The 3,418-nt window shown below is 69.1% G+C and carries 3 protein-coding genes and 1 pseudogene; 2 read left to right on the forward strand and 2 right to left on the reverse strand.

Annotated elements, in window-relative coordinates:
* Both ACFQEU_RS13195 and ACFQEU_RS13200 read left to right on the forward strand, forming a co-directional pair.
* A pseudogene (locus ACFQEU_RS13195) lies at positions 1 to 316 on the forward strand (hypothetical protein); the annotation flags it as partial.
* 91 nt (positions 317 to 407) lie between these two features.
* Complete coding sequence (locus ACFQEU_RS13200) at positions 408 to 2,102, forward strand: DNA-directed DNA polymerase II small subunit (RefSeq protein ID WP_379782881.1); 1,695 nt, start codon at positions 408 to 410, stop codon at positions 2,100 to 2,102.
* Positions 2,103 to 2,258: 156 nt separating this feature from the next.
* Here ACFQEU_RS13200 and ACFQEU_RS13205 read toward each other — a convergent pair whose 3' ends face one another.
* Complete coding sequence (locus ACFQEU_RS13205) at positions 2,259 to 2,888, reverse strand: IMPACT family protein (protein WP_379782883.1); 630 nt, start codon at positions 2,886 to 2,888, stop codon at positions 2,259 to 2,261.
* Positions 2,889 to 2,955: 67 nt separating this feature from the next.
* The coding region (locus ACFQEU_RS13210) for a hypothetical protein (RefSeq protein ID WP_379782885.1) at positions 2,956 to 3,418 on the reverse strand (463 nt) is incomplete at its 5' end.

Consider the following 3,418-nt stretch of genomic DNA (forward strand, 5'->3'; position numbering starts at 1 on the left):
GCTGGCGGCGGTGTCGAACGGCATTTCGGGTCCGGCCGGCGCATCGGGGCCAGACGGCAGGTCGGGACCGAATGGTGGATCGGTGTCGGACGGGGGAGCCGGTGGCGGCGGCCGCGACGCCCGGGACCGGCTCCTCGTCGACCTCGCGTGTCACCCGTCGCTAAAACGGGGTGACGCGATCGACGAGGACGGGATCCGTGCGCTGCTTGCCCGTCTCGGAGAGTGTGAGCGTCCCTTCGCGTGTCCGCACGGTCGCCCGACGGTGCTCTCGGTTTCCGAGTCGACGTTCGCCGCCGGCTTCGAACGGGATCGGTGACCGCGGGTGAGAGTCGAAGGGGTCGCCGTCTCCGCTCCGACTACTCCGCTGCTCCGGAACCGTTTTGGCTCGCACCGCCGTCCCTCCGCACGTGCCGCTGGAGTCGAACGCCCGGATCGTCAGCGAACTGGCCAGCCGCGGCTACAACGCCGAGCGCGAGGCGGTGACCGTCCTCGCCGGCGCGGACCGTCCGATCGAAACCCTCGACGCCGTCGTCGACCACGCGCCCGACGACGCCCTCCGGATCACCGTCGAACACGTCCGCAGCGTCCTCGACGAGATGTCCGCGCCGGCCACCCCCTCGGACGTCGCGGTCGATCCGACTCCCACGACCGCTGATCCGGAGTCCGCGACGGCCGACTCGGAACCCGCGACGGGCGACCCCACACCTGCGACCGTGAACTCGACCCCTTCGGCCACGGAACCGGCCGGAGAGGCGGTCGAAAACGGTAGATCTCCAGTTGAAACGAAGGGGTCGCCGGGGGCCACCGCCGTCGACGAAGCGACGCCCCCGACCACGGACGCACCCGGCACGGAACCGGGATCGCACGCCGCCGCCGACCACGACCGGGACCCGTCCCGTCGCGAGCTCGAGATCGCCAACGACATGACCGGTCACAGCACCGGAACCGGCGAGTACGACGACTTCGTCCGGACGTTCCGCGACCGCTACGAACGGCTCTCGAAGCTGCTCCGCGGGCGGGTCAACCACCGGCCTGCGGAGGCGATCGCGGACATGCCCGGCGGGAGCGAGGCCGCCATGATCGGGCTCGTCAACGACGTCCGCTCGACGAAATCCGGTCACTGGCTCGTCGAACTCGAGGACACCACCGGAACGTTCCCGGCGCTGATCATGAAGGACAAGGGGCTTGCCGACGTCGTCGACGAGATCCTGATGGACGAGTGTGTCGCCGTCGACGGCACCCTCGCCGACGATTCCGGGATCCTCTTCGCCGACTCGCTCCACTTCCCCGATATCCCGCGAACCCGTGTCACGGGTGGGGCCGACCGCCACGTCCAAGCGGCGCTGGTCTCCGACGTCCACGTCGGCAGCGACGAGTTCATGGCGGACGCGTGGAGCCGATTCACCGACTGGCTTCACACGCCCGAGGCGGAGCCCGTGGAGTACCTCCTCCTTGCCGGTGACATGGTCGAGGGCGTCGGCGTCTACCCGAACCAGGACGAGGAGCTCGACGTCGTCGACATCTACGACCAGTACGAGGTGTTCGCCGAGTACCTCAAGGAGGTCCCCGCCGACACCGAGATCGTGATGATCCCCGGGAACCACGACGCGGTCCGCCTCGCGGAGCCACAACCCGGGTTCAACGAGGAGCTCCGCTCGATCATGGACGTCCACGACGCGCGGATCGTCTCGAACCCCGCCACGGTGACCGTCGAGGGCGTCGACGTACTGATGTACCACGGCGTCTCGCTCGACGAGGTGATCGCCGAGCTCCCCGAGGAGAAGGCGAGCTACGACGAGCCCCACAAGGCGATGTACCAGCTACTGAAAAAGCGTCACGTCGCCCCGCAGTTCGGCGGACACACCCGCGTCGCCCCCGAGGACCGCGACTACCTCGTGATCGAGAACGTTCCGGACGTGTTTCACACCGGCCACGTCCACAAGCTGGGTTGGGGGAAGTACCACGGCGTGCTCGCGGTCAACTCCGGCTGCTGGCAGGCACAGACCGACTTCCAGAAGTCCGTCAATATCGACCCGGACGCCGGATACGCCCCGATCCTCGACCTCGACACGCTGGATATGACCGTCCGGAAGTTCACCTGACCCCACCGTTTATCGTCGATACCGCGACCACTCCCTCCGTGACGTAGCCGTCGCCCGCGACGCACTGGACGGGAGCGCGACGCCCCGTCGCGGACGGTCCGATTCCGCGTCGCCTGCTCGCCACTCGATCGACGCTAGCGCCACCTCTCGCCGGGATCAGTCGATCTCGACCCGCCCGCTCGTCGCGTCGTTGAGTCGCTCGACTAGCGGTTCGATCTCGTCGAGCGGTACCCGTAGTTCGAACCGCACCCGCTCGTCGTACTCGGCGTCGAACTCGACTCCCGACGACTCGATCACTCCGCGAACGGTCCCGGAATCGTCGTAGCCGGTCCGCACCGCGAGCCGGCGGTGCGGTCGTTCCTCGATCACGCCCGCGTCGTCGACCGCCTCTTTGACAGCCCGCGAGTACGCCCGGGCGAGTCCGCCGACGCCGAGGTTCGTTCCCCCGTAGTACCGCGTGACGACGCAGACGACGTTGCGGATGTCGCGCTGCTGGAGGACGTTCAGCGCTGGCTTCCCAGCCGAGCCGCTCGGCTCCCCGTCGTCGTCGCTGTACTCCCGGAGCATCACGTCGGTGCTGGGCGTCCGCTCGGACGCCTCTCCAGCCGGAACCCGGTACGCTGGGACGTTGTGCGTCGCGTCCGCGTACTCCGCCTCGACGGTTTCGATGATGGTCTCCGCCTGCTCGACCGTGTCCGCCGGCGCGGCGTGTCCGAGGAACTCCGAGCCTCGAACCTCGAACGTCGCTGTCGCGTGCTCGGCCACCGTGCGGTAGGTGTCGCTCACTGGTCGTGGGTCGGCCGGCGGGCGGTTAAGTCGTATCGGTCGGTTCTACCGTCGCGCTCCGTTCGGTTCAGCCGTCGGAGTTGGGCGTGTCGGTGTCCCGGTCCTCCGTGGTGTCCGTCTCGCTGTCGTCCGGTTCACTCTCGCCCGTGCGCACACGCCGGCGTTCGACGACCACGCCCGTCGGCGGTGCCTCGCGGTAGAGCGCGAGGAACGCGACTACGCCCACCGTCTCCGCGGCCTTCCCGACGATCGCCAACGGGTCCGCCGCGAGCGCGGCAGTCGTCTCCGCGCCGTGCCACCCCGCGTATCCGACGAGAAACGCGGTCAGCGTTCCCGCGCCGAGCGCGTACAGCCGCCGGTACTCGTCCGCCTTCAGCGTCGCTGCCGCGACGAGAACCGTGAAGACGGCCGCGAGGACGAACACGTACGGTCGCGGGTCGGTCGGGTCCGCCAGCCGTGGCCACGCCCACAGCAGGTGGACCGCCGCGCTCAACACCGCTGTCTGCGCAGCGACGGCCCGGAGGATCCGC

It is taken from the genome of Halorubrum tibetense (assembly GCF_042661865.1).
In the GTDB taxonomy this organism is placed as follows: domain Archaea; phylum Halobacteriota; class Halobacteria; order Halobacteriales; family Haloferacaceae; genus Halorubrum; species Halorubrum tibetense.